The organism is Collimonas sp. (assembly GCF_039923675.1).
Taxonomy (GTDB): domain Bacteria; phylum Pseudomonadota; class Gammaproteobacteria; order Burkholderiales; family Burkholderiaceae_D; genus Collimonas.
Genome location: NZ_JBDTCG010000090.1, coordinates 140,049 through 146,584, shown reverse-complemented (window position 1 = coordinate 146,584; position 6,536 = coordinate 140,049). Strand labels below are relative to the sequence as shown.

Genomic DNA, 6,536 nt, shown 5'->3' with positions numbered 1-6,536 from the left:
CGGCGATGCCGGCATCGCCGGACTGATCTACTCCCTGATACAGGAAGCAAGCGCGGCGCCGGCATCTGCCGGCCGGCCCGTCACGCCCGACTGGTTGCAACATTTGAAATTTTCCGTGGCCTGCGGTTCAGCCGCCTGCCTGAACGCAGGAGCCAAACCGCCGCAACTGGCTCAGGTACGCGCCTTGTTGGGAAAAATCTGAAATTGTTGCAGTCGCATCTATGCAGCGGTGCAAATATGTATAAATGTATCAAAATTACTTGTAGTAAAAATACAGATAAAAATGTTTCCATATGCAAACAAATAAAAAAATCACCAAACCGGGGCATTTCTGATAGGTCTTCTAGCTGCCATATGTACTCACGGCAAGGATGAAAAATCAAGCGATGCTGTAAATTAGCAACAGAAATATAGTAAAACTACACAAATAAAACAAAAATTTCATAAATCGGTTTACCATTCTTACCAACAAAGAAATCGGCAATAAACGAAGCAAATACGCGAAGTAAAGTACTACAGCAAAGTACGCGCAATAAGCAAAGTCCGATTCAAGAATTTCGAGCTTCACAAGACTCGGAAAGCAGTGGTCAACGCCACATTTTTACTTAGGAGATGAAATGAGAAAATCCGTTCTGAAAGCCATGCCGTTGGCCAAGCCACTCGCGGTTGCAGCTGTTCTGGCTTGCGCCTTCGCAGGCCAAGCCCAAGCGCAAACCAATGTGACCATCTATGGTCGCGTTGACGCCGGCATCAATTACCAAAGCAATCAAGTAAGCAAAGATGCAAATGGCAATACCATTCGCGGCGGCCAATGGGGCGTAGGCGGCAATGAATGGGGTACCAGCATGATCGGCTTCAAGGGCAACGAAGATCTGGGCGGCGGCTTGAAAGCGATTTTCACGTTGGAAAGCGGATTCCAGGCGGACACTGGCTCTTTCAACGGCAGCGGCTTGTTTAATCGCCGCTCGTACGTTGGCCTGAACGGTGGCTTCGGTACCGTAAAAATCGGGCGCGACTTGGCATTGCCAAGCGACCGGGTATGGAGCATCGATCCTACCGGACAACAGAACATGAGTACGTCCACCTTGTTCAAAGGCCGCAACTGGCCACAAACCAGCAACCAGATCCAGTACATCACACCGGACATGGGTGGTTTCTACGTGCACGCCATGTACGGCGCCGGCGAAGCTGCAGGATCGTTCACACGCGGACCAGCAGGCTCGACTATCGGCAACAGCACCGGTCTCGCGGTCGGTTACGCGGTACAAAACTATGAATTCCTGGCGATGTACGATACGGCACGTAGCCAAAACGGCGCTTATGACGACTTGTTCTCGCGCTCCAAAGAAATTACCGTCGGCGGCAACGTAACATTCGACAAGGTAAAACTGTTCGCCGGCTGGCAAAATCTGTCAGCACCGGCACAGAACATTTCTTTGGCACCTGCTGGGAGCATGGCTTCGGCCAACAAAGCCAATCAATTCTGGCTCGGCGCCAACTACCAGTTGAGCCCGGCCCTGACACTGATCGGCGCGGCTTACCACGTCAAGCTTAACCATGACGTCGGCAGCGCAAACCTGTTCATGCTTGGCACCAACTACAGCTTGTCCAAGCGCACTCTGCTGTACGCGAGCGTCGGTACTATCCGCAATGGTTCGAACACCGACTTCCAAGTTCAAACCGGCAGCAGCGACGGTTTGGTTGGACAGAACCAAAGTACGTTCTACACTGGTATCAGCCACTCGTTCTAAAGATAGCGAGCATGATTGGCGCGCCGCTTGAGCTCGGTGCGCCAGTTGTTCTTGTTAGTACTGCCTTGTAGTGCTTGCTGCGAAGAGTGGCAATTAGTGAAAGACGTCCCTGGGTAACTCCCAGACTTTGCCCATTCGCGTGCGAATGGGCATTTTTTATGGGCGGCCGCTTTATCCAGCCAATAATCACCACCATCACTGTCTCGCATTGTTTTTGCAAAAGCGGTGTGACAAAATCACGGCTCAACTTCCCTATAGAATGGCGACCATGCCCGCTCTCACCCCGCAAGAACGTTTTTCTCGGCCGGCAATCGTGCTGCACTGGGCTATTTTCCTGCTGGTCGCCCTGGCTTATCTGGCGATTGAACTTCGCGGCCCCAAGGGGAGCGACTCGCGCGTATTCTGGACTGCAACCCATTTCTGGGCCGGCTGCAGCGTACTAGCGTTATCGATCGTGCGCGTCGCCTGGCGCGGCTATAAGTCGCCTCCGGCCCCGGAAGCGGCTGCGCCGATTCTGCAATTGCTTTCCAAGGCTTCGCATGTGTTGCTGTATGTATTCATCATTGTCCAGCCGATACTCGGGATTCTATGCGTAAATCTCGCCGGTCATCCTGTCGCCTTGGCCGGATTGGGCTCGTTGACGATCGTTGGCCCCAATCACGATCTTGGCAAACTGGTGAAAGAAATCCACGAGACGTTGGGAAATGTCTTTTATTGGGTAATCGGCCTGCACGCCCTGGCGGCGCTATGGCATCACTTCATCAAACGCGACAATATCTTGCGGCGGATCATCTAGTCCGGCATCGGGCTGAGAACCCGGTAAATCGTACCAGTCTGATTTTGCAGCAGGAGAACGGGGCGGGATGGGCGTATCTTGCGGGTACCGCCAACCTCTTGTACGAAGAGATCGGCAGTCTTGCTTCGATTTATTTGATATGCGAAATGACATTCGGCGACAAGGTCACCTCCTGATCGGCACGGGTCGACTGTACTGTCTTGCCGCTGCCTTCAGCGGTAATCTTGTCGCTGGCAGATTCATCCAACGAGGCGATATGGGTCAGGATGCCGCGTTTGGCCTGGCGCTGCAGTTCGGCAAACGGACTGGAACGGTTGAGCGAGACACCCACCGCCAGCACATCAATCAGGAGTAGCAGCAGAATCCGCGAGACCATCGGGATATGCATCATGCTGCTTTCGTCATGCTCGACCGCCAGCGTGTAATGCGCGCGCTTGGCCAGTTGCGAATTGCTTGGCGCCAAGGCAATGATGGTGGCACCGGAATGCACTGCAACCTCGACCGCAGGCGCCAGATGGCGCAGGCGTCCGGAATTGGAAATCACCACCACCACATCGCTGCTTTTCAGCATGGCGGCCGACACCTCCTGCAATTGCGGATCGGTATAGGCCGATGACGGAATGCCGAGGCGGAAGAATTTTTGCTGCGCATCTTCCGCCACCAGGCCGCAGCTGCCGAAGCCGTAGAATTCGATGCGGCTAGCCTGGCTCAACACTTCAGTCACGCGCGACAAGGTATCGGCGTTGAGGTTGTCGCGCACTTCCATCATGGCGGAAATGGTGTTGTCGACCACTTTCACGCCAACGTCCAGCGACGAATCGCCGACATGCACCTGGCTGTGCGCGACCGGCACCGTACCGGTAACGCCCGAGGCCAGCTTCAGCTTGAAATCGGCCAGGCCCTGGCAACCCATGGTGCGGCAGAAGCGGATCACGGTCGGCTGGCTGACATCGGCGCGGCGGGCGATTTCCGAGATCGGCTCGCTCATCACGGCGCGCGGATGGGCCAGGATCAGGCTGGCGACCTTTTGCTCGGCCGGTGAGAATTGGTCGCGCGCCTTGCGGATTTTTTCCAGGATAGGCACGGCATTGCCGCCGCCCAGATGCTCGGACAGGATCGCGGCGACGCCGACAAACGCCGGATAAGGAGCGGTAATGACAAAGGTCGGGATCTTCGCCAGATAGTTGCTGAAGCGCCCCTTGTTCTCGAAGCGCGCGCGGAACGGCGAGCGCGCAAAATAATCGCCCAGGCGCGGCACCACGCCGCCACCGATATACAAGCCGCCCAAGGTGCCCAAAGTAACCGCGACGTCCGCCGCCACCGTACCAAGCATCGCGCAGAAACATTCCACCACTTCCATGCACAGGCCATCCTGGCCCTGCAAGGCGCGCTCGACGATTTGCGCCGTTTGCAACGGCTCCGGCTTGGCGATGCCTTGCAGTTCGGCCAGCGCCTGGTAAATCATCTCGATGCCCGGGCCGGACACCAGCCGTTCGGCCGACACGTGGGAATAAGTACGCCAGCAATAAGCCAGCACCGCCGCCTCGCGCGCATCGCCCGGCGCGAAGGTGACGTGGCCGCCTTCGCTGCCCAGCGCAATCCAGCGCCCTTCGGTAGGAATCAGGCCGCCGACGCCAAGCCCGGTGCCGGCGCCGACCAGCCCGATCACGCCACCGCTGAGCGCCCTGCCGGCGCCGACCTGGAGACAATGCGATTGTTCAAGATGCGGCAAGGACATCGACAATGCGGTGAAATCATTGACCACCAGCAGCGTATCCAGGTTCAAGCGACGCCGCGTGTTTTCTATCGAGAATTCCCAATCGTGATTGGTCATCTTGATATCGTCGCCTTGCACCGGATTGGCAATCGCGATGGCGGCGTGGCGCACTTGCGGATGCGCACTGTTGGCAAGGTAAGCCTCCACCGCCAACGCAAACTCCGCATAATCGGCGCAACGCAAGGTCTGTATCGCGTCGATCTGGCCCGGCGCGCGCTCCAGCGCAAAACGCGCATTGGTGCCGCCGACATCTGCCAGCAAACGTGGACCATCCAGATAGCTAGTAGCCGAATTCTCGCTAGCGGTCATGATCGTGGATGAAGACATGGTGTAAAACTTTCACTTGAATACTGTTGGTAGGATGGCGGCGGCAAATTATCGGCCTGCCTCGCTTCTTAAAATAATTGTTCAGTCAGAATCCCGTGTTCAACGATCTTCCGGCCATTGAGCGCCGGCCCGTTCCATCATCGCGAACGATGCCGTCGGGCCCCAGCTGCCTGCCATGTAAGGTTTAGGCGCAGACGCGCTGGTTTGCCAGTGGCGCAACAATGGCTCCACCCAGCGCCAGGCGGCTTCTTGCTCGTCGCGCCGCACGAATAAAGACAAATTTCCCCGGATCGCATCCACCAGCAAGCGCTCATAGGCCTCTGCCCGGCGCTGCTTGAAAGCCTGATCGAACGCCAGGTCTAGCGCTACCGGCTGCACGGTCATGCCGTCGCCCGGCTGCTTCGCCAGGCAGTGCAGCTGGATCGATTCATCCGGTTGCAGGCGGATTACCAGGCGATTGCTGCTGGCCCCGGCCTGGCCGCCCGGCATCGGCAAGATGGCATGCGGGATAGGCCGGAAGGTAATGATGATTTCCGCCGTGCGCTGCGCCAGGCGTTTGCCGGTGCGCAGGAAGAACGGCACACCGGCCCAGCGCCAGTTGTTGATTTCGGCATGCAGGGCGACGAAGGTTTCCGTCTGCGACTGTGCGGCGACGCCCGGTTCTTGCCGGTAGCCGGTCACCGACTGCCCTTCTACCGCCCCTGAAATGTATTGGCCGCGCACCGCCTTGAGTTCCATGTCTTCCGCTGAAAACGGCTTCAAGGCGCGTAATACCCGCAATTTCTCGTCGCGCACCGCATCGGCGTCCATCGAGGTCGGCGGCTCCATCGCCACCATGCACAATAATTGCAGCAGGTGGTTTTGCACCATGTCGCGCATGGCGCCGGTTGAATCGTAGAAATCGCCGCGGCCCTCGACCCCCAGTTGCTCGGCAATCGTCAACTGTACGTGGGCCACCGATTCGCGCCGCCATAGCGGCTCAAACAGAGAATTGGCAAAACGCAAAGCCAGCAGGTTTTGCACCGCTTCCTTGCCCAGATAGTGATCGATGCGATAAATCTGTTCTTCGGCGAACACCCGCGCCACAGCGTCGTTGATCGCGCGCGAAGACAGCAGATCATGGCCCAGCGGTTTTTCCAGTACGACCCGGGCTTGCGACAGATCGATCTTGCTGGCCGCCAGATTGGCGCAAATCGGCTCAAACAGCGCCGGTGATGTAGCCAGATAAAATACCGAGACCGCCTTGCCGGCGGCCAGCGCCTTGGCCAAGACCTGATAACCGGCGCTATCCAGCAAATCCAGCGGCAGATACGTCAGGCGCGCCAGGAAGCTTTGCCACAGCGCGTCGTCGACGCCGGCGAAATCGCCCTTTATATAAGGTGCGGCGCTCTTGCTTACCCATGCCAGATAGTCTTCCTGGCTGAAATCCTGTTTGGCGACACAGATGATGCGGCCGTCCTGATGCAATTTCCATTCCCTATGAGCAACAAACAGCGCAGGAAGAATCTTCCGCATCGATAAATCGCCGGTAGCGCCGAATAAGGTAAATGTAAAAGGAATATTTGGTTGCATCAAAATTTTTGTAATAAATAAAAAACTTATATTGCAATATTAATGTAGCATTACTACAATTACAAGCGGCGAAGAGAGTAAATCCGGCTTATTTGCAGTGAAACTCAAGATCGCATGTAGTTTTACTAGTTTTGACATGATACACATGGACCGTCGTATTCGCAGGCAACGGCTTTGCGCAAAGATCCGGTACAGCAACAGATTTCCGTCCCGGTGCACATTGGGATAGGTTTTCAGGTAGGGCAATAGAGACAAGGCAATAATCAGATCAGGCGTTCAATCGGGCAGTCACTGATTCAGCGCCCGATCAGGC

At 56.4% G+C, this 6,536-nt stretch carries 4 protein-coding genes and 1 pseudogene; 3 read left to right on the top strand and 2 right to left on the bottom strand.

Translation table 11 applies throughout. The features are described 5' to 3' along the window. The 3 genes and pseudogenes from ABI171_RS20075 to ABI171_RS20065 all read left to right on the top strand — a co-directional run. Positions 1-202 (top strand): annotated as a pseudogene (locus tag ABI171_RS20075) (carbohydrate kinase); the annotation flags it as partial. A gap of 415 nt (positions 203-617) precedes the next feature. Further along, on the top strand, positions 618-1,751 hold the full coding sequence (locus ABI171_RS20070) for a porin (RefSeq protein WP_348094305.1): 1,134 nt from the start codon (positions 618-620) through the stop codon (positions 1,749-1,751). A gap of 268 nt (positions 1,752-2,019) precedes the next feature. Next, positions 2,020-2,547, top strand: a complete 528-nt coding sequence (locus ABI171_RS20065) for a cytochrome b (protein WP_348094304.1) — start codon at positions 2,020-2,022, stop codon at positions 2,545-2,547. A 130-nt stretch (positions 2,548-2,677) separates the two neighbouring features. Here ABI171_RS20065 and ABI171_RS20060 read toward each other — a convergent pair whose 3' ends face one another. Next, positions 2,678-4,651 (bottom strand): glucokinase, encoded by a 1,974-nt coding sequence (locus ABI171_RS20060; RefSeq protein WP_348094303.1) that lies wholly within the window; start codon positions 4,649-4,651, stop codon positions 2,678-2,680. A gap of 99 nt (positions 4,652-4,750) precedes the next feature. Further along, complete coding sequence (gene zwf / locus ABI171_RS20055; protein WP_348094302.1) at positions 4,751-6,223, bottom strand: glucose-6-phosphate dehydrogenase; 1,473 nt, start codon at positions 6,221-6,223, stop codon at positions 4,751-4,753. Between the last annotated feature and the right edge of the window lie 313 nt (positions 6,224-6,536).

Bases quoted from the DNA above. Each gene is read 5' to 3' on its own strand.
- ABI171_RS20070 (WP_348094305.1), top strand. From the start codon at position 618: ATGAGAAAATCCGTTCTGAAAGCCATGCCGTTGGCCAAGCCACTCGCG.
- ABI171_RS20065 (WP_348094304.1), top strand. From the start codon at position 2,020: ATGCCCGCTCTCACCCCGCAAGAACGTTTTTCTCGGCCGGCAATCGTG.
- ABI171_RS20060 (WP_348094303.1), bottom strand. From the start codon at position 4,651: ATGTCTTCATCCACGATCATGACCGCTAGCGAGAATTCGGCTACTAGC.
- zwf (WP_348094302.1), bottom strand. From the start codon at position 6,223: ATGCAACCAAATATTCCTTTTACATTTACCTTATTCGGCGCTACCGGC.